The 19330-nt window shown below is 61.7% G+C and carries 17 protein-coding genes and 1 pseudogene; 9 read left to right on the forward strand and 9 right to left on the reverse strand.

The window, feature by feature from the left end:
- The first annotated feature begins 7 nt into the window (after positions 1–7).
- The 3 genes from AC57B1_RS07315 to AC57B1_RS07325 all read left to right on the forward strand — a co-directional run bounded on the left by AC57B1_RS07315 (position 8) and on the right by AC57B1_RS07325 (position 5186).
- Positions 8–1318 carry a DUF1173 domain-containing protein gene (locus AC57B1_RS07315; protein ID WP_496417103.1) on the forward strand — a complete coding sequence of 437 codons (1311 nt, stop codon included), beginning with the start codon at positions 8–10 and terminating at the stop codon, positions 1316–1318.
- Positions 1319–1843: 525 nt separating this feature from the next.
- Complete coding sequence (locus AC57B1_RS07320; protein ID WP_496417104.1) at positions 1844–2581, forward strand: hypothetical protein; 738 nt, start codon at positions 1844–1846, stop codon at positions 2579–2581.
- A gap of 907 nt (positions 2582–3488) precedes the next feature.
- Positions 3489–5186 carry a site-specific integrase gene (locus tag AC57B1_RS07325; protein WP_496417105.1) on the forward strand — a complete coding sequence of 566 codons (1698 nt, stop codon included), beginning with the start codon at positions 3489–3491 and terminating at the stop codon, positions 5184–5186.
- A gap of 15 nt (positions 5187–5201) precedes the next feature.
- Here AC57B1_RS07325 and AC57B1_RS07330 read toward each other — a convergent pair whose 3' ends face one another.
- The 4 genes and pseudogenes from AC57B1_RS07330 to AC57B1_RS07345 form a co-directional block, all read right to left on the reverse strand.
- A complete protein-coding gene (locus AC57B1_RS07330) occupies positions 5202–5579 on the reverse strand; it encodes a TetR family transcriptional regulator (protein ID WP_496417106.1) in 378 nt (125 codons plus the stop codon).
- Positions 5569–6096: a hypothetical protein gene (locus tag AC57B1_RS07335; protein ID WP_496417107.1), complete on the reverse strand. Its 528-nt coding sequence runs from the start codon at positions 6094–6096 to the stop codon at positions 5569–5571. Before AC57B1_RS07335 ends, AC57B1_RS07330 begins: the two co-directional genes overlap by 11 nt.
- Before the next feature lie 170 nt (positions 6097–6266).
- Positions 6267–6410, reverse strand: a pseudogene (locus AC57B1_RS07340) (IS256 family transposase); the annotation flags it as partial.
- Positions 6411–6487: 77 nt separating this feature from the next.
- Entirely contained in the window at positions 6488–7756 is a 1269-nt protein-coding gene (locus AC57B1_RS07345; RefSeq protein WP_408349303.1) for an IS256 family transposase, read from the reverse strand.
- Between the two features lie 1024 nt (positions 7757–8780).
- Here AC57B1_RS07345 and AC57B1_RS07350 point away from each other — a divergent pair.
- The 6 genes from AC57B1_RS07350 to ubiA all read left to right on the forward strand — a co-directional run bounded on the left by AC57B1_RS07350 (position 8781) and on the right by ubiA (position 13586).
- Entirely contained in the window at positions 8781–9740 is a 960-nt protein-coding gene (locus AC57B1_RS07350) for a LysR substrate-binding domain-containing protein (protein ID WP_091796691.1), read from the forward strand.
- 182 nt (positions 9741–9922) lie between these two features.
- Positions 9923–10060 carry a hypothetical protein gene (locus tag AC57B1_RS07355; protein ID WP_177205027.1) on the forward strand — a complete coding sequence of 46 codons (138 nt, stop codon included), beginning with the start codon at positions 9923–9925 and terminating at the stop codon, positions 10058–10060.
- 91 nt (positions 10061–10151) lie between these two features.
- Positions 10152–11606 (forward strand): catalase, encoded by a 1455-nt coding sequence (locus AC57B1_RS07360; RefSeq protein ID WP_496417108.1) that lies wholly within the window; start codon positions 10152–10154, stop codon positions 11604–11606.
- An 86-nt stretch (positions 11607–11692) separates the two neighbouring features.
- Positions 11693–11854 carry a hypothetical protein gene (locus AC57B1_RS07365; protein ID WP_408301072.1) on the forward strand — a complete coding sequence of 54 codons (162 nt, stop codon included), beginning with the start codon at positions 11693–11695 and terminating at the stop codon, positions 11852–11854.
- A gap of 152 nt (positions 11855–12006) precedes the next feature.
- Positions 12007–12504, forward strand: a complete 498-nt coding sequence (locus tag AC57B1_RS07370; RefSeq protein WP_012431774.1) for a Dps family protein — start codon at positions 12007–12009, stop codon at positions 12502–12504.
- A 218-nt stretch (positions 12505–12722) separates the two neighbouring features.
- On the forward strand, positions 12723–13586 hold the full coding sequence (ubiA, locus tag AC57B1_RS07375; protein WP_496417109.1) for a 4-hydroxybenzoate octaprenyltransferase: 864 nt from the start codon (positions 12723–12725) through the stop codon (positions 13584–13586).
- A 95-nt stretch (positions 13587–13681) separates the two neighbouring features.
- Here the strand turns inward: ubiA and proC are convergent, their stop codons facing one another.
- The 5 genes from proC to AC57B1_RS07400 form a co-directional block, all read right to left on the reverse strand.
- Entirely contained in the window at positions 13682–14497 is an 816-nt protein-coding gene (gene proC, locus AC57B1_RS07380; RefSeq protein ID WP_496417110.1) for a pyrroline-5-carboxylate reductase, read from the reverse strand.
- A 78-nt stretch (positions 14498–14575) separates the two neighbouring features.
- Entirely contained in the window at positions 14576–15274 is a 699-nt protein-coding gene (locus AC57B1_RS07385) for a YggS family pyridoxal phosphate-dependent enzyme (protein ID WP_091796686.1), read from the reverse strand.
- Positions 15275–15311: 37 nt separating this feature from the next.
- Positions 15312–16538: a glycolate oxidase subunit GlcF gene (gene glcF / locus AC57B1_RS07390; RefSeq protein WP_496417111.1), complete on the reverse strand. Its 1227-nt coding sequence runs from the start codon at positions 16536–16538 to the stop codon at positions 15312–15314.
- A gap of 8 nt (positions 16539–16546) precedes the next feature.
- Positions 16547–17635 (reverse strand): glycolate oxidase subunit GlcE, encoded by a 1089-nt coding sequence (glcE, locus tag AC57B1_RS07395; RefSeq protein ID WP_091796684.1) that lies wholly within the window; start codon positions 17633–17635, stop codon positions 16547–16549.
- 149 nt (positions 17636–17784) lie between these two features.
- On the reverse strand, positions 17785–19278 hold the full coding sequence (locus tag AC57B1_RS07400; protein ID WP_091796683.1) for an FAD-linked oxidase C-terminal domain-containing protein: 1494 nt from the start codon (positions 19276–19278) through the stop codon (positions 17785–17787).
- Positions 19279–19330: the final 52 nt, after the last annotated feature.

Genomic DNA, 19330 nt, shown 5'->3' on the forward strand with positions numbered 1-19330 from the left:
GGGCATCATGCATGAATATCGATTTGACGATGTAATCGTCGCGGCTAATGCCGATGACCTGCAGACGTACCTGGCCGATGCGCACGGCGGGAAGATTCGGCCGCTGTGCATGTGTACGCCGGTTGGTGTCCCGATGTACGTTGCGAAGGTAGGCGAGCACTACGCGATCAAGCGCATGCCGAACACCGGTAGCGTGCACTCCCCGGATCCAGGCCGTTGTTCGTCCTACGAGCCGCCAGCGGAGCTGTCAGGCCTCGGCGAGGTCAAAGGTGAGGCTATTCAGGAGAACATCGAGGATGGCATCACGACACTCAGGCTCGATTTCAGCCTCTCGAAGACGGGTGGACGTACAGCGCCTGCACCGTCGGGCGGGGCGGCCGACACGGTGAGAACGGATGGCGCGAAGCTGACGTTGCGCGGCACGCTGCATTACCTGTGGGAAGAGGCAGCACTGAACCGCTGGTATCCGGCGATGGCCGGCAAGCGCAGCTGGTACGTGGTGCGTAAATTCCTCCTGCAGGCCGCGGCCGGCAAGGTGTCGAAAGGCGAGCCGCTTGGCAGATCGTTGTACGTGCCCGAGTCGTTTTCGACGGAACACGCAGGGGGCATCACGCAACGGCGCATCGCGCACATGGCTGAGCTGGCCACCAGCAAAAAGACGCGCAAGCTCATGATTGCGATCGGCGAGGTAAAGGAAATCACCGAGTCGCGCTACGGCTTCAAGATCGTCGCAAAGCACCTGCCGGATTTTCCGCTCATGCTTAGTGAAGATCTGCACCGCCGCCTGCAGAAGCGCTTTGTGAACGAGCTGGCGCTGTGGGACAGCATAGAAGACTCGCACCTCGTCTTCATCGCGACGTTCGGCCTGTCTTCTACCGGTATCGCGACAATCGAAACGCTGGCCGTCATGGTGGTGTCGGGCAACTGGATCCCGTTCGAGCATGCATACGACAAGCTGATGCTCGATGCGCTCACGGCACAGAAGCGCCGCTTCGTGAAGGGGCTGCGCTACAACCTGGCGGAGAACAAGCCGCTCGCGTGCGTGGTGCTGGCTGACGTGTCGCCGAAGCCTGTTGCGTTGTATGTGCAGCCGCCGGGTGTTGAGCAGGAAGACGAGGATGCGCTGTCGAGCATGATCGAGGAAAGCGACATGCCGTCGTGGATCTGGCGTGCGGATGAGGAGATGCCAGAGCTGCCAGCGCCGACGTTGGCCCGTGCGGCAAAACCATCGACGCCCGCCGGCAATACGTTGGACGAAGTCAATGCAGCTGCGGCGGATGCATCCGGATCATCAGAGGCGCAGGAGTCTGCATGGTGAGGCGAGGGTTACTGAGCCGGCTCACCGCTTTTGTTGCAAACAAAAGTCATGAGCCGCTTCGGTCGGAAGATTTCTATTTCTGTTCAGCATGACTGCGTAGCACACGACAAAACCGAACCTACAAAAGAAAAACCCCCGCCTGGCAGCGAGGGTAGTTCTTGACGACAGCCAGCACAGGGAGAAGTGCTAGAGACATCGAATTCAGCGCGTTTCGATTCTAGCAACTCTTCACTCTGTGTCAAGCGTCGCCCGTGGGCGTTCGATCGTAAAAAAATGAGTGACTGCATGAATCGACGACTAGCCAACTGGGCCGGACGGCCCATCCCCGTTCCATTCGCAATATCTGCGCCGCCCTGCCGGACAGGGCGATGCAGGCGAAAGCCGTTTCTTCCCTGGGTGTTCCTGATGCCACGTTAAGCCCGGACTCCCTCCGGCATGTCCGGTCAGTTGCACGCACGTCGCGTCGCGGCGCTCCCGCCAGGGTTGCCGAACCCGCCCCGAACCGGGGCGGGCGGACACCCGCGCGTGCTGACCGAACTGATGCACCGCCTCGGGCGCTATCTCGATGCGCCCGACGAGTGGTTGCCGAGCCTGAACCGCGCGAACGGTTCGACGCGTCAGCAACGCACTGAACGCAGCGTCGCGTGCATGCAGTTGCTGCGCGCAAGCCTCAAATACTTCGATCTGTTGACCTTGCGCGTGGGTATTCCGTCGACGGACGGTAGCATGCAGAACCTCACGCTGCCGTTCCTGGCCGAGCAGGCTGGACTTGATCAGCGGCGCGCGGAGCGTGCAATGCACGACCTGCAGAAGGCAGGGCTGACCTCGGTGCGGCGGCGCTGCGAGCGCATCAATGATGGTAACTACAGGGGACTGGCCGCGATCAAGTATGTGCCGCCGGCTCTCTTCGGCGCGTTTGGCCTTGCGAAATGGCTGCGGCACGAGCGTAGTAAGGCGGCGCTCCGTCACCAGATGCGGGTGGCCGCCGACGTCAAACAGCGCCGGTGCGATGCACGTGACGAGCGCGAGCGCGCCCGTGGCCAGCTCTGGCTGGCAGGCTTGAAAAACGGCGCGGTGGAACGCGCCGACCGCTCACGGGCCGCGTCGTCCGGGGCGTCCCGCGGCATGGCCGTTGAGGCTGAAGCCGAGTTCGAGCGGCAGATCCAGATCCGCGCGGGCCAGATCAAACAGGCCGATCCTTCCTTGGACCACGAAACCTGTTTCAGGCTCGCGCGACAGCAGCTCGCGCCTCCGCGCAGCTAGCCCTCTCGCACGACCAGCCTAACGCCGCGCGAGGCATCGGCTCGTCCGGATTTCGCTGGTCAGCGGCCGCCGTGCGTCCCCTAGACTATTTGCGGCGGATTCGCGTACGCACCGCACCGCCTGAAAGGCAATTTCGCAACCCACCCGCAGAGTTATCCACAGTTGATGCAATGCCCAATCAAATAAGTGTCGGGAAAGCCGCGATTTAACTGTCGGTTCTTAATCACTGTCTCTTTTCACTACCGGCCGGTGAAAAAGCGCCTACCCTCCGGACCTGCGGTCCTCCGCCCCGACGCTCCGCGTCGGCCTGCGCGTGCTACGCACGCTTCTATCCAGTCCTCAGAGAGGACGGACGGAACCAAAACCGTTTATCGGGACTTCTGCGGGGCAGGCACTAAGGGCTACGCCGACCTACGGCCGCCGAATCCCTAAGTGCGCGATAAAAGATTTACGCGCGTGCCTGCGGCACACCCGTAAATCAACGCGCTCGCGTGCTCGCCTGATTGCCCTGCAAACGTTATTGCTCACGAGGGTCCCAGAAAGTCTGCAGAACAGGAAATAATCCGCCATCGCCTAAATATCCAGCGGTATTGGATATTTTTACGCCGAAAACAGCAATAAAAAAGCCCGCACCTGATTAAGTGCGGGCTATAAAACAACGCCATTCCGAGGCGGCGAAGGGGCAATCGCCCAAACATAGGGCTGTGTTCAGATCAACCGTAATCTTTGAACCTGTTACATCGCGATCAAGGCTTCAGGGCGATCTGTAAGACAGCACTTTTCGCATGGCGCGATGGCATATCGATAAGAGCGGTTATCGGAATCGTGTCGCTGAGGGTACGGGCTAGGCAAGCATAGTGTCCGTGCCTTACGCTTCCGGGAGGGCTGCATACGTTCGGAGGCAAACGTGAAGCACTCCAGCCAGGGCGACGAATTGCGACGCGCGTTCATTGCGTTTCCCGATCATGCATCGCTCGCTGCTTTGCGCGCGTGGTATGAGGGAATTCCCGCGCGAGCGGCGGTCGACCGCTACCTTGCTCACGCCCGTGTCCGGACGCAGTCCTCACGTGGCGTGCTTGGACGAATCAGACGACGCCTGGCCAGCATCGCAGAGGTGCATGGGCGAAGCGACCTCGCTTTAGTCTTCGAAGATCACAGCACGGAACGTACTCGTAGGGCGTCGGCAGTACACAGAGCGATCGAGGCCCTACGTGCAGTGGTTGGGCGAGAACCTCAGATCAACGATGACATCGCGCTATGGTTGCCAACGCGCGCAATTGCAGCGTTGAAGGCTCAGGGAATTTCCACGCTCGCCGAGTTGACGTTGTGTGTCCCCCGTCGCCATCTTTGGTGGACCAACCTCGCCGGCATTGGGCCGGCGTTAGCACGCGATATCGAAACGTTCTTTGCGCACAATCCTGTGCTGACAGAAGCTGCGCGCCAACTTGTGGAACGTTTCGAGCCGCGCGGCCCTGTGCTTTGGCGCCACATCACAACTGTACGTAACAAGGACGGTTCCAAAGGTAAGTATCGCGCGCCCAGGGCGAGGTGTCTTCTGAGCGCGACCACTGACCGGCAGGCAATCGAGGCCTGGCTTGCCATGCATGAGGTCGACGCCACATCGAGGGCATACCGCAAGGAAGCGGAACGGTTATTACTGTGGGCGAACGTCGAACGCAAGCGACCACTTTCATCGTTAAACACCGATGATGCGATCGCCTACAGAACGTTTCTCCGCTTTCCCGAACCAGAGAGCCAATGGGTTGGTCCGCGGCGCAGCCGTCAATCAGACGACTGGCGGCCTTTTTTCCGCCGGTTGCGGCCGTCATCTGTGGCGTACGCTCTGTCGGTGCTCTCTGCAATGTTCCGCTGGCTTGTTGAACAGCAGTATGTCGTTGCCAATCCATTCGCCGGTGTAACGGCGGGTAACGCACGATCAGCCGGACATGTGCGGATACGATCACTTGCAGATGATGAGTGGCGCTTTGCCCGACATGTAGCCAGCGAATTATCGACAGTTCATGGCTGGTCGGTCGAGGCGGCCCAGCGACTTTGCTTCATTCTTGACTTCGAGCTGGCAACAGGGCTTCGTGCTACCGAACTCGTTCAGGCGAGGCTTGGCCACATATACTTCGGTGACGCTGCTGACATCTGGCTGCGCCTGACGGGGAAGGGCCGACGTATCGCCAGGGTTGCCATGCCGCCGCTTGCGATGCAGGCCCTGCAAACGTATCTTCAACAACGAGGCTTACCTGCAGACCCGCGTCGTTGTAACCGGAACATTCCTCTCGTGCCTTCGTTAAGCCGGGACCATACGGTGAGCTTTTCCGGGACACGTCTGCGGGCCGTGCTGAAGCGATTCTTTCGTCTCGTTGCGCAGCAAATCGCCAACACAGATTCGGCGGCTGCTCACAGACTGGAGCGAGCGAGCCCGCATTGGCTTCGGCACACGCATGCCACGCGCGCTCTCGCGCGTGGGGTGGAACTGCGCAGCGTCCGGGATAACCTCCGGCATGCCTCGATCGCGACCACGTCGCAATACGTTCATGGCGATGAACTGCTTCGGATGCAGCAATTGAGCGCTGCATTCGCCACTGAACGCTAGCTGTTCACGGTGACCTTATTTCTGTTTTAGCAGGCGTGACTGGAGCAGTTCATTCTCTCTCGTCAAGCGAAGGTTGATCGACTGTGATCTCACCAGATCGGTTTTCAGCTGGCCGATTTCCTTGTGCGCTTCCCGCAATTTGCTGTGAAGGATGTCCATCGTGTCGGGCATCGCTTTTGTCCTGAACCTGCTCGCCTTGACGTGAAGCGCCCGAACGCGCTCGGCGATGTCTGGATAACGGTTATGAATGGTCGCATTGCTCACTCCGGCTTCCCGGGCAACGGCCGCAATGCTGATCCTGTCGTCGGAGCTTGATTGCATCTTCCCCTGCTGCAGCCGGCGCAGCGCAAGCTCGAGCCGACGGCGCGTTGGGCTTTTGTGTTCAGTTGCCACCACGCACCTTCAGGGATGGTTTGAAGGGCGCCACCTCTGCCCCCAGGTCTGCGAGTACACGCTCAGCCTTCCGAAGATGATCGAGGCACCGTTGGCGCGAAGGTACGCCAAGGTCAGGGCATTCCAACACGTCGATCTGCTGCTGTCGTATCCCTTTCCAGATGTCTACGTGTGTCGAATCAATCACGGCCTCGCCGCACGACGTACATCTCACAGCATCGTAAAGCCCCTGGCCCCCGCAACCATTGCCGCTTGCCATGCACCAGGAGTGGCCGGTTCCCCGGATGAAGACACTTTCGCCCAGTTTGCGGCAGAAGTCGCGCATGTCGCGAACGGTTTTGAGTTCCCCCCGGCTGCGGAACGCCATGATGCGGTTTCCTCCCACGCCCGAGAGACTGGTATGCGGATGCATCCAGCTCTGGACAATCAGGCTTTGCAGCTCATCACGCTCCGTCATGATGTCGTTTATAAGTGATCGGTCCGCGCCGCTATCGTGTCGCGCGTAGTAAAGCGTCATGTCTAGAGACCAGTGTTTGAAGTGCTCCCGTAGGTATCGGATGTCTCCCAATACATGTCGGGCAACATAGACTGCGAAGGTTCGTCTGAATTCATGAGGGGTGAGTGGCCATGTTTCCCCGAGACGGGGAGGTGTCAGGAATTTTGTGTGCTGAGGTCGATTAAAAAATCTCAGCTCATGGCGGAGGTGAATCGCTCGCCGAACAGAATGGCGAACTGATTGACCGCTTGCCGCCAGGTGATAGGCGGCATCTTCCAATCCTTTTCGATGTTGCGCAAGGCCAGATACAGCAGTTTGCTGGCGGCTTCGTCGCTGNGTGGTTTTTTTTGCCTGCGCGGCGCGTTTGTGGGAGGTGTCAGGAATTTTGTGTGCTGAGGTCGATTAAAAAATCTCAGCTCATGGCGGAGGTGAATCGCTCGCCGAACAGAATGGCGAACTGATTGACCGCTTGCCGCCAGGTGATAGGCGGCATCTTCCAATCCTTTTCGATGTTGCGCAAGGCCAGATACAGCAGTTTGCTGGCGGCTTCGTCGCTGGGGAAATGACCGCGGTTCTTGACGATCTTGCGCAACTGCATGTGCATGCTCTCAATCGCGTTGGTCGTATAAACGATTCGACGCACCTCGGGGGGATAGGCGAAGAAGGGAATCACCTGTTCCCATTGGCGTTGCCACATGGCCGCGACCGTGGGGAATTTCCTGCCCCATTCGCTTTGAGAGAAGGCTTGCAGCGCCGCCTCGGCGGCTTCGGCGGTAGCGGCCTGATAGACCGGCTTGAGCGCGGCAGCCAGCGGCTTACGGTCCTTCCAGCTCGCCAGATTCAGCGAGTTGCGGATCAGATGCACGATGCAGGTCTGAATCTGGGCGGCCGGATAGACCGCCTCGATCGCCTCCGGGAAGCCGCGCAGACCGTCAACCACCGCGATCAGAATGTCGTGCAGGCCACGATTCTTCAGTTCGTTGAAGACCTTCAGCCAGAACTTGGCTCCCTCGGTTTGCTCGATCCACAAACCCAGCACTTCCTTGCGGCCGTCGGCGCGAATACCCAGCGCCAGGTACACCGCCTTGTTTTTGACCGTGCCTTCGTCGCGAATCTTCAGCCGCAGAGCGTCGAAATACACGATCGGATACATCGCCTCAAGCGGTCGTTGCTGCCATTGCTCGACTTCAGCCAGCACTTCATCGGTGACGGTGGAGATCAGGTCGGGCGACACTTGCAGGCCGTACAGCTCCAGCAAATGGCCCTGTATCTCGCGCACGCTCATGCCGCGCGCGTACATGCTGATGACGTGATCGTCGAAGCCCGGCAGCCGGCGCTGATATTTGCCCACCAGTTGCGGCTCGAACGTCGCCTGCCGGTCACGCGGAATGTCCAGATTCAGTTCGCCGTTGGGCGTGATGACCGTCTTGCGGCTCGTGCCGTTGCGGTGGTTGCCGGCCTTGCCTTGCCCGGGCTCGTTCTCCAGGTGATGCGTGAGCTCCGCCGCCAGCATGCGCTCAGCCAGTTGCTTCTTCAACTGCCCGGCCAGGCCCGATTCGCCGAGAACCGACTCGGCGTCCTTGTTCTGAATCTGCGCCAGCAATTGATCAATCAGCTCGTCGGGGAACAGCTTCGGCGCCTTCGGGTTCTTGCTCTTCTTGTTCACGGTTGCTTCGGTCATAGAACGTTGTTTCCGCTATCGTCTCATGACCTCGGCACACTAAAATTCTGACAGGCTCCGTTTGTGGCCCGCTTTGGGGTTTGTTGGCCTTTCCTNTGAATCTGCGCCAGCAATTGATCAATCAGCTCGTCGGGGAACAGCTTCGGCGCCTTCGGGTTCTTGCTCTTCTTGTTCACGGTTGCTTCGGTCATAGAACGTTGTTTCCGCTATCGTCTCATGACCTCGGCACACTAAAATTCTGACAGGCTCCGTTTGTGGCCCGCTTTGGGGTTTGTTGGCCTTTCCTTGCTTTCTTAGTGGTCTATTGGCGTTGCCCCTGTGCGGGGCGGCACCTACTTTCTTTGCCGCGGCAAAGAAAGTAGGCAAAGAAAGCCGCTTTGAACCGCCAGCTCATAAGCGGGTCCCCCGCGCAGCCACGGTAGTGGCGCATCTGGAATCCGTGCCCTCGCACATTTGGCCTTCGTGACACGGCCGTCATTCTTCCGGCGGCGCTGCGCGCGCCGTGGCGGTCGTTCATCTGGCGGTGATGCGTTTGTTCACGGGCGTTTGCCCGTTAGGCGCTGTCGTGGCATACCGCCGCACCTCGCCCCACTCGCCACGCTTGTCGGCACTTCGTCGACGCGAAGCGGAGGACCCGCAAACACGATCAAACCACTTGTTTTACCGCGCACCGTTCTGGCGAGCGCACAGCGCGAGGCAGGATGTATGACGGCCTTGTCACGAACGCCGAATGTGCGAGGGCACGGATTCCAGATGCACCACTACCGTGGCTGCGCGGGGGACCCGCTTATGAGCTGGCGGTTCAAAGCGGCTTTCTTTGCCTACTTTCTTTGCCGCGGCAAAGAAAGTAGGTGCCGCCCCGCACAGGGGCAACGCCAATAGACCACTAAGAAAGCAAGGAAAGGCCAAAGACCCATAACCCAAACCCCCAAAAGCCCCCCACACAACCCCAGGAGGTTGGCGAACCGACCCTATAGGTGTATAACTAGAACCTATCAAACTCATCGCACTGATTGGTCCCCCAATGACGCTCACCGAATTGAAATACATCGTCGCGGTTGCCCGCGAGCGGCACTTCGGCCGGGCCGCCGAAGCGTGTTTCGTTAGCCAGCCGACCCTGTCGGTCGCCATCAAAAAGCTCGAAGACGAGCTCAACGTTCAGATCTTCGAGCGCGGCACCAGCGAAGTGAGCGTCACGCCGATCGGCGAACAGATCGTCACGCAAGCTCAACGTGTCCTCGAGCAGACGCTCGCCATCAAGGAAATCGCCAAACAGGGCAAAGACCCGCTGATCGGGCCGCTGCGCCTCGGCGTCATCTACACGATCGGGCCGTACCTCTTGCCCACGCTCGTCAAGCAGATGATCAAGCGCGTCCCTCAAATGCCCTTGATGCTGCAGGAAAATTACACGCTCAAGCTGATCGAACTGCTCAAACAGGGCGAAATCGACGTCGCCATCATGGCGCTGCCTTTTCCGGAAACCGGCCTGATGCTGCGCCCGCTGTACGACGAACCGTTCGTGGTCGCGCTGCCGTCCGGTCACGCCTGGGAAAACCGCCCGAAAATCGACGCCGACGATCTGAAGCAGGAAACCATGCTGCTGCTCGGCAGCGGCCACTGCTTCCGTGACCACGTTCTGGGCGTCTGCCCGGAACTGATGCGCTTTTCGCAAAACGCGGACGGTATTCAGAAGACCTTCGAAGGGTCGTCGCTGGAAACCATTCGCCATATGGTGGCGAGCGGCGTCGGCATTACCGTGCTGCCGCGCATGTCCGTGCACGAAGTCAAGCCGCACGCCGGCGGCATCGACGCCGGCCTGCTCAGCTACGTCGCCTTCGACGAACCCGTACCGGATCGCCGCGTCGTGCTGGCCTGGCGCAAAAGCTTCACGCGCATGCCCGCCATCGACGCGATTTGCGATGCTATCAGCGCCTGCGATCTGCCAGGCGTCAAAAAGCTCGACTTGCCGGTCGCCGTCAACTAACGGTCACACCCGCTTCCAGGCCGGTTCGCCGCGCATCTGCGGCAGCCGGCCCGGCGCCCGTCATGGGTGTCGATAGCTGCAGCGCCTATCGAATAGATAAAATTAATCAAACACGATTATTCGATAGTGTTGATATAGTTTCCTCCATGGATCGCCCGATCCCACAAGACCTGGAGGAAATCATGACGCAACTGAACCCGCAGCCCGCTCAAGCCCTCGCCGCACAACCGGTCGTCGCGTCCGGTGGCTTTGCCGTGTCGATGCTCAGCATGCGCACCGTCGCGTTGTCCCTGCTGGTCGATCGGGCCTTGTCCGCATGACGCATCACGCACAACGCATGAGCCTCTGACATCAGTGCGCCGCGCGCCTCTCCCCCATTCTGTTTCGTTAAAAGCCATTCAGGAGTCACGCATGTCCGAACGTAATCTCACCAATGCCGCCGGGGCACCCGTCGCCGACAACCAGAATTCGATGACCGCCGGCGCGCGCGGCCCGGTTGTTCTGCAAGACGTCTGGCTGCTGGAAAAACTCGCCCACTTCGATCGCGAAGTGATTCCGGAGCGCCGTGTCCACGCCAAAGGTTCGGGCGCTTTCGGCACGCTGAAGGTCACGCACGATATCTCGCGTTTCACGAAGGCGAAGGTGTTCGCGCAGGTCGGCAAGGAAACGCCGCTTTTCATGCGCTTTTCGACGGTTGCCGGCGAGCGCGGCGCGGCCGACGCCGAACGCGACGTGCGCGGTTTCTCGATCAAGTTCTACACGGAAGAAGGCAATTGGGACGTGGTCGGCAACAACACGCCCGTGTTTTTTATCCGCGATCCGTTGAAGTTTCCTGACTTCATCCACACGCAAAAGCGCGACCCGTACACGAACATGCGCAGCAATGTGGCCGCGTGGGATTTCTGGTCGCGTCATCCGGAGTCGCTGCATCAGGTGACGATCCTCATGAGCGATCGCGGCATTCCACAAAACTACCGTCAGATGCACGGCTTCGGCTCGCACACGTACTCGTTCATCAACGCGGCCAACGAGCGTTTCTGGGTGAAGTTCCATTTCAAGTCGATGCAAGGCATCGAGAACTTTACCGACGCCGAGGCCGCACAAGTGGTCGCGCAAGACCGCGAAAGCGCTCAAAGCGATCTGCTGACGAACATCGAGCAGGGCAACTTCCCGAAATGGCGCTTCGCCATTCAGGTGATGCCGGAAGCCGAAGCCGCAACGTATCGCTTCAATCCGTTCGACATCACGAAAGTGTGGTCGCAGAAGGACTATCCGCTGATCGACGTCGGCACGATCGAGTTGAATCGCAACGCGGCCAACTATTTCGCGGACGTGGAGCAGGCGGCGTTCACGCCGGCCAACGTGGTGCCTGGGATCGGCTTCTCGCCGGATCGTCTGTTGCAGGGTCGTCTGTTCTCGTATGGCGACACGCAGCGCTATCGCCTCGGTGTGAACCACCATCAGATTCCGGTGAACGCATCGCGCGTGCCGAGCCCGCATTCGTTCCATCGCGACGGCGCGATGCGCGCGGACGGCAATCTCGGCGGCAATGTGAATTACGAGCCGAACCGGTTCGGCGACTTCGCGCAGGACGCCAACGCGTCCGAACCGCCACTCGCGGCGGGCGCGGTGGATCGCTACGATCATCGTCTCGACGACGATTACTACACGCAGCCCGCCATGCTGTTCGCGCTCTTCGATACGGCTCAGCGCGAGCGTCTGTTCGGCAACATCGCACGCCATATCAACGGCGTGCCGCAGGAGATCGTCGCGCGGCAGATCGAACATTTCCGCCGCATCGACCCGGCTTATGCACAAGGCGTGATCGCGGCGCTGGCCGACCTGGCGGAAGGCAACAACAAGTAAGCCGCCACGCAGCAGTTCAAGTGATGCAGCAAAGCGGGACGCATCTGCGTCCCGCCGGTATCGATACGAACCGAAGGAGCACGATCATGATGCAGATGATGATGGCCACATTGGGCGGCACGCGAGCCGCGCGCGGCGCGCAACAGCAGTACGCGTTGATGGCGCGTAAGGCCGTGGGTTTTGCGATCGTCACGAGCGGGTTCGCGGTGATCGCCGCGCAGGCGCTGCAACACGCGCTGGGCGGCTGATAGAAGGCGTGCCGTGGTTGCGGCAAGTGGCTACGCGTCATACGGGCGCAGCAGCTTTCTAAGCTAAACTGTCGGGCGTTCGTTATGTCGAGTTTGCTATCCGCAAACCGTCACTTGCCGACCGGTTCGTATCACTCTTTGAAGGAGTCATCATGGCCAAAAAAGAAGCCGCAGCAGCCGTACAGCACGTCAATATCGGGATCAGCGACAAGGATCGCAAGAAGATTGCAGAAGGGCTGTCGCGCCTGCTCGCCGACACCTACACGCTGTATCTGAAGACCCACAACTTCCACTGGAACGTGACGGGTCCGATGTTCAATACGCTGCACCTGATGTTCGAAACGCAATACAACGAGCTGGCGCTGGCGGTCGATTCGATCGCTGAACGGATTCGCGCGCTGGGCGTGCACGCGCCGGGCAGCTACAAGGAATTCGCCAAGCTGTCGTCCATTCCGGAAGCAGATGGCGTACCGGCTGCGGAAGAAATGATCCGCCAACTGGTGGAAGGTCAGGAAGCCGTGGTGCGCACCGCACGCGCGATTTTCCCGTCGACGGAAGCCGCCAACGACGAGCCGACCGCCGACCTGCTGACGCAACGCATGCAAACGCACGAAAAGACCGCGTGGATGCTGCGCTCGATGCTGGCGTAAGCGGTGCGCGCAGCGGGCGTTTCGCCCGGGTTTCAGCGCGGTGCTTCGGTTCCGCGCCGGCGTTGAAACATGATGCAAAGCAAGGCAAACAAAGCCTCCCCGCGCGGGAGGCTTTGTTTTTTGCGCCGCCGGCTTGTCGGACTTGCTCACGCGGCGGCGACCCGCCGTCCGCATCCCGTAAAATAGCCGCACTGTCTCGCACTTCACCGATTCCGCCCATGTTCGCCCGACTTCCCCTGTATCTGCGCCTCGTGCGCATGGACAAGCCGATCGGCAGCCTGTTGCTGCTGTGGCCGACGCTCAACGCGCTGTGGATCGCGTCGGACGGTCGTCCGTCATTGCCGCTATTGGTGATCTTCACGGTGGGCACGGTGCTGATGCGCTCGGCGGGTTGCGCGATCAACGACTACGCCGATCGCGATTTCGACCGTTACGTGAAGCGCACCGAGAATCGTCCGATCACGTCGGGCAAGATCAAGGCGTGGGAAGCGGTGGCGCTCGCCGCCGCTTTGTCGTTGCTGGCCTTTCTGCTGATCCTGCCGCTCAATACGCTGACCAAGGAACTCTCGGTGGCGGCGCTTTTCGTCGCCGGTTCGTATCCGTTCACCAAGCGGTTCTTCGCGATACCGCAGGCTTATCTGGGCATCGCGTTCGGCTTCGGCATTCCCATGGCGTTCGCCGCGATTCAGAACCACGTGCCGATGCTCGCTTGGGTGATGCTGCTGGCCAATGTGTTCTGGTCGGTGGCGTACGACACCGAATATGCGATGGTCGACCGCGACGACGACATCAAGATCGGCATCCGCACTTCGGCTCTGACGTTCGGCCGCTTCGACGTGGCCGCGATCATGCTCTGCTACGCGATGACGCTGGGGATCTACGTGGGTATCGGCCTGATGCTCGGTTTCGGCGTGCTGTACTGGCTGGGTTGGGCGGCGGCCGCGGGCTGCGCGATCTATCACTACACGCTGATTCGCCATCGCGAACGGATGGCGTGCTTCGCGGCGTTCCGGCATAACAACTGGCTTGGCGGCGCGCTGTTCGCCGGTATCGCCGCGCATTACGCGGCGGCGTGGGTTTGATTTTCCCCAAGCGCTTTGGGTTTCTTCGTCGCTAGCGCCGCGGCGGCTTGAATCGAACCGCTGCGGCGTCCAGTTCCAATGCGCTGCTTACGCGCCTACTGCTTGCCGAGTTCGTCGCCCATTTCTCTCGCGCGGGCGTCGGCGGCGAGTGCGCCGCGCACGATCGCATCCTTGATACCGCTCGCCTCGAACGACGCCAGCGCCGCCGCCGTGGTGCCGCCTTTGGATGTCACGCGTTCGCGCAGCAGGCTCGGCGGCTCGTCGGAATTCGCCGCCAGTTGCGCCGCGCCGGTGAAGGTCGCCACGGCCAGCGCGCGGCCTTGCGCTTCATCCATGCCGAGTTGGCGCGCGGCTTCCTGCAACGCCTCGATGAAATAAAACACGTAGGCCGGCCCGCTGCCCGAGATTGCGGTGACGGCGTCGATCTTCGCTTCGTCGTCGAACCAGACCGTTTCGCCGACCGCGCCGAGCACTTGCGACGCGAGCGCGCGGCCCGCTTCGTCCACACCTGCGGTCGCCACGAGACCCGTTACGCCCATGCCGATCAGCGCCGGCGTATTCGGCATGACGCGCACGATACGGTTGTGGCCGTTCAGCCAGCGCGACATGTCGCCCATGCGAATACCCGCGACGATGCTCACAGCCAGTTGCGACGCGTTCAGATGCGGCGCCAAAGACTCCGCGACGCTCTTCAGGATTTGCGGCTTCACTGCCAGCACGACGGCGTCGTAGGCGGCGAGTGCGGCATCCGCCGCAGCGCCGGTCTTGATACCGAATTGCTGCTCATTGCGCTTGCGTGCGTCTTCGTTGGGATCGATTGCGTAGAGGTCAGCGGGCGCGACGCCACGCTTGATGAGGCCGCCGATCAACGCGGCAGCCATGTTGCCCCCGCCGATAAAAGCAATTTTCATGATGTTCCGAAGGAAGTGCAGTGAAGAGCCCAGCAGCCGGAAGAGGCTCGTGAGGCTCAGTTAGAGCGCAGCTAGCGCTCAGTTAGAGTAATCTCGCGCGCCGAAGATGGCAGTGCCGACGCGCACGATCGTCGCGCCTTCCAGCACGGCGGCCTCGAGATCGCTCGACATGCCCATGGACAGTGTGTCGAGTTCGAGTCCGTCGTCGCGCAGACGCTCGAACAACTCACGCAACTGCCGATGCGGCACGCGTTGCTCGTCGATGCCGCCGGCCGGTTCGGGAATCGCCATCAGGCCGCGCAAATTCAGCTTCGGCAGGGCAGCGATCGCGTGCGCGACTTCCACCGCCTCGGGAATGCTCACGCCGCTCTTCGACGCCTCGCCGCTGATGTTGACCTGCAGACACACGTTCAGCGGCGGCAGGTTGTCCGGGCGTTGCTCGGAGAGCCGCTGCGCGATCTTCAGCCGATCGACCGAGTGTACCCAGTCGAAGTGCTCGGCGACGGGCCGTGTCTTGTTCGATTGCAAGGGTCCGATGAAATGCCATTCGATCGTGGCGCGCAGATCGGCGAGCGCCTCGATCTTGGTGATGGCTTCCTGCACGTAGTTCTCGCCGAACGCGCGCTGGCCGGCTGCGTAGGCGGCGCGCACGTCTTCGGCGGGGAAAGTCTTCGAGACCGCGAGCAGATGGATCGAGCGCGTATCGCGTCCGGCCACGTGCGCGGCCATGGCGATGCGCTGCCGCACCGCTTCGAGGTTGTGAATCAGATCGGGCATGACGGATCCGGAAGTCCAGCGAAAGTCGATTACCCGATTATACGGACAGCATGTGCTCGACCAGTTCGATCCAGTGCGCGACCGGCGTGGAGGTGCCGCTTTGCAGATGCGCAATGCAGCCCACATTCGCCGATACGATCACCTGCGGCTCCTGCGCCTGTAGCCGCTCGAGCTTCTGATCCCGCAACGCATACGAGAGCTTGGGCTGGGTCAGCGAATAGGTGCCGGCCGAGCCACAGCACAGATGGCTGTCAGCGGGCAGGCGCACTTCGACACCCAGCGCGGTCAGCAGATGCTCGACTTTGCCGCGTATCTGCTGACCATGTTGCAACGTGCAGGGCGGATGAAACGCGACCGTATGAACCGAGCGGCGCCGCGTGACCGAGACCAGCGGTTCTTCGAACTCAGGCAGGATCTCCGCGATGTCGCGCGTCAATTCCACCACGCGGCGCGCTTTTTCCGCATACGACGGATCGTGGCGCAACAGGTGCGCGTATTCCTTGACCGTCGCGCCGCACCCGGACGCATTCATCACGATCGCCTCCACGCCCTGTTCGACGTACGGCCACCATGCGTCGATGTTCGCGCGCAGGTCGTCGAGCGCGTCGTCGTTGTAGCCCAGATGCAGACGGATCGCGCCGCAGCAGCCGGCGTCCGGCGCGATCAGCGTCTCGACGCCGAGTGCGTCGAGCACGCGCGCGGTGGCGATGTTGACGTTCGGCATCATCGACGGTTGCACGCAGCCCGCCAGCAGCAGCATCTTGCGTGGATGTTTCGCGGTCGGCCATTCGAGTGGACGCTGGCGCGCCGGCACCTTGTCGCGCAGCTTCTTGGGCAGCAGCGCCCGGAAATGCTGACCGATGCGCATGGTCGGCGTGAACAGCGCGCTGTTCGGCACGAAGCTCGCGAGCAGCCGGCGCGTCAGGCGCTGACCGAGCGGCCGCGTGACTTTTTCTTCGGTGAGCTTGCGGCCGATTTCCACCAGCCGGCCATATTTCACGCCGGATGGGCAGGTCGTTTCGCAGTTGCGGCAGGTCAGGCAACGGTCCAGGTGAACCTGGGTGCTACGCGTGACCGGCGCGCCTTCCACCATTTGCTTGATCAGGTAGATCCGTCCACGTGGACCGTCGAGTTCGTCGCCCAATATCTGATACGTCGGACAGGTGGCCGTGCAGAAACCGCAGTGCACGCAATTGCGCAGAATGCCTTCGGCTTCGTCGCCGTCCGGCGTGTTGCGAATGAAGTCCGCGAGGTTGGTTTGCATCGCGTCGCTCAGAAGTCGGGGTAGAGACGGCCGCGATTGAAGATGCGGGCCGGGTCGAAAGCGGTTTTCAGGCCGCGATGGATTTTCATCATCGGCGCGGGAAGAGGAGTGAATACGCCCGCGCCGCGGTCGTAGCCGTGGCCGGTGCGGAAGATCGTGGCGTGGCCGCCGGCCTGCTTGGCGCTGATGCGCACGGTTTGCGCGTCCGTATCCGTAATCCACCAGCGCTGGGCGCCGCCCCATTCCATGAGCTGCGCGCCGGGCAGTTGCAGCGGCTCCGTAATGGACGGCAACGCGAGGCGCCAGAGCGCGGCTTTCGGCGGAATGGCGGCGAAGAACGAGTCGGTCTGTTCGCGCAGTCCTGCCCAGAAGCGTTCGGCTTCGACCGCGTCGACGACTTCGCCGCCCAGCGATGTGCGCGCCGACTTGACCGCCGCCTCGGCGCCCGCGAGGCGCACGGCCAGCGTGCCATGACGCCAGGCACTCGCGGTAATCGGCAGCGGCCGGCCGCCCCATTCGTTGAGCTTGCGGACCGCGTCGGTGCCGTTCATGTCGAATTTGAGCGTGGCTTCGGCCTGCGGCAACGGCAGCACCTTGATCGACAGTTCGAGGATCAGCCCGAGGGTGCCGAGCGAGCCTGCCATCAGGCGCGAGACGTCGTAGCCGGCGACATTCTTCACCACCTGGCCGCCAAAATGCAGCTTTTGACCCTGGCCGTTCATGATCACGGCGCCGAGCACGAAGTCGCGCGCGGCGCCGGCCGCGGGCCGACGCGGACCCGCGATTCCTGCCGCGATGCAGCCGCCGAAGGTGGCCTGTGACCCGAAGTGCGGCGGTTCGAAAGCGAGCATCTGATGGTGCTCGGCGAGTGTGGCCTCGATCTCCAGCAGGGGCGTGCCCGCGCGCGCGGTGATGACCAGCTCCGCCGGGTCGTACGCGATGATGCCGCGATAAGCGCGCGTGTCGAGGATGTCACCTTCCAGCGTCTGACCGTACCAGTCTTTGGTGCCGCCGCCACGGATGCGCAACGCGTGCCCTTCGGCGCTGGCCGAACGCACACGTTCCGACCACCCGGCGACGATGTCGTCCTCTTCCATGGTGTCCTGCTTCGTTGTGTTTCGGTTGATTGTACCGGGCGGGGGCGCTCTGGCAACCAGGAGCGGACCCGCATCGGGTAATCAGGGTGAAAGCAGGCAAAGCGGCGCGCGCGCGGGCTATGCGCGATGCGTCGGCGGGCGGGGTAATGCTAGAAACGCGGCAAGTCCGGATGCGGCAGCAAGCCACCGCGCACGTGCATCTTGCCGTACTCAGCGCAGCGCGCTCGGGTGGGAATGCCTTTGTCGGGGTTGAGGAGGCCGGGTGCGTCGAAAGCGCGTTTTACCGCGTGGAACGCGTCGCGCTCCTCGGGCGAGAACTGCACGCACATGGAATTGATCTTCTCGATGCCCACGCCGTGCTCGCCGGTCACCGTGCCGCCCAGTTCCACGCACGCTTCGAGGATGTCGCAACCGAATGCTTCGGCCCGGTGCCACTCGTCCTGATCGTTGCCGTTGAACAGAATCAGCGGATGCATGTTGCCGTCGCCCGCATGGAAGACGTTGATGCAGCGCAGGTTGTAAGTCTTCTCCATGGCCTCGATGCGCGTCAGCAGCGGACCGATACTGCGGCGCGGTACGGTGCCGTCCATGCAGTAGTAGTCGGGCGAAATGCGCCCGGCTGCCGGGAACGCGTTTTTGCGCCCCGACCAGAAGCGCAGACGTTCGTTCTCCGAGCGGGAAATCTGAATGCGCGTCGCGCCGTGTTCGCGCAGGACCGCGGTCATGCGGACGATTTCGTCGGCGACTTCTTCGGGTGTGCCGTCCGATTCGCACAGCAGGATCGCCGCCGCGTCGAGATCGTAGCCCGCGTTGACGAATTCCTCGACGGCGCGGGTGGCCGGCTTGTCCATCATTTCCAGACCCGCCGGGATGATGCCCGCCGCGATGATGCCGGCCACCGCGTCGCCGCCTTTCACCACGTCGTCGAAACTCGCCATGATGACCTGTGCGGTTTGCGGCTTCGGGATCAGCTTGACGGTGACTTCTGTGACGATCGCAAACATGCCTTCGCTGCCGATCAGCACGGCCAGCAAATCCAGGCCGGGCGCATCTGGCGCGAGCGAGCCGAATTCGACGATTTCGCCCTCCATGGTGACGGCGCGCACGCGCAGCACGTTGTGTACCGTCAGGCCGTATTTGAGGCAGTGAACGCCGCCGGAATTCTCCGAGACGTTGCCACCGATCGTGCAGGCAATCTGCGACGACGGGTCGGGCGCGTAATACAAGCCGTAAGGCGCGGCGGCCTCGGAGATGGACAGATTGCGCACGCCGGGCTGGACCGTGGCGGTTCGCGCGTACGAATCGACTTCCACGATCTTACGGAAACGCGCGAGTGAGACCACCACGCCGTGACGGATCGGCATGGCGCCTCCGGAAAGGCCGGTGCCGGCACCGCGCGGCACGATCGGCACGTCGAGACGATGGCAGATCTGCACGATGCGCTGCACCTGCGATTCCGTTTCCGGCAACGCGACCGCGAGTGGTAGACGCCGGTAGGCGGCGAGACCGTCGCACTCGTAGGCGACGGTGTCTTCTTCGCGATACAGCAAACAATGGGTCGGCAATACGGCCATCAGCGCCTGCACGACTTCGCGCTGGCGCTGGGCGAGTACTTCGGCCGTCAGTTCAGCGGGTGCGTTCATGTGACTTGTCTCCTCGTGCCTTTCAAGTCCCACGCGGCTGCTTGTCTTATGC

This window comes from Paraburkholderia sp. BGA-UO-ETr-F21, from assembly GCF_059567925.1.